Annotated in this window: 2 protein-coding genes; one reads left to right on the forward strand and one right to left on the reverse strand. The window is 52.6% G+C overall.

Annotated features, from left to right (window positions below; all coding sequences use genetic code 11):
- The coding region (locus I6F37_RS44910) for a hypothetical protein (protein WP_225155118.1) at window positions 1–215 on the forward strand (215 nt) is incomplete at its 5' end.
- Here the strand turns inward: I6F37_RS44910 and yhaL are convergent.
- A complete protein-coding gene (gene yhaL, locus I6F37_RS44915) occupies window positions 205–369 on the reverse strand; it encodes a protein YhaL (RefSeq protein WP_001295544.1) in 165 nt (54 codons plus the stop codon). The genes I6F37_RS44910 and yhaL overlap by 11 nt on opposite strands.
- Between the last annotated feature and the right edge of the window lie 13 nt (window positions 370–382).

Raw genomic sequence — 382 nt, forward strand, 5'->3', positions numbered from 1 at the left:
GTTTTGGGTATCGTGCCGGATGCGATGCTGGCGCACCTTATCCGGCCTACGGGGTGCTCAACTTGTTGATGTTGTTGTGTTTTGTACCTGATGCCGGATGCGATGCTGGCGCATCTTATCCGGCCTACGGGTTGTTTAATTCGTTAATGTTGTTGGATTTTGTAGGCCGGATAAGGCGTTTTCGCCGCATCCGGCAACCTGTCTTTACGCGGTAGCTTCATCCTCGGCTAAACGCGTTTCAGCATCCGCGACGATGGCTTCCAGCTCGCTCAACATCTCTTCATAGCCAAAATTTTTGGCGGTGCGAGCAGGTTCTTTCGCCACCACGGGCTTCACTGGCTGGCGCTTTTTGGCCGATTTTTTACTCATCATCATCTCCCTG

The sequence above is a fragment of the Bradyrhizobium sp. NBAIM08 genome (genome assembly GCF_020193935.1).
Taxonomy (GTDB): domain Bacteria; phylum Pseudomonadota; class Alphaproteobacteria; order Rhizobiales; family Xanthobacteraceae; genus Bradyrhizobium; species Bradyrhizobium yuanmingense.

Excerpts from the sequence above, each read along its gene's own strand:
- yhaL (WP_001295544.1), bottom strand. The coding sequence starts at position 369 with ATGAGTAAAAAATCGGCCAAAAAGCGCCAGCCAGTGAAGCCCGTGGTG.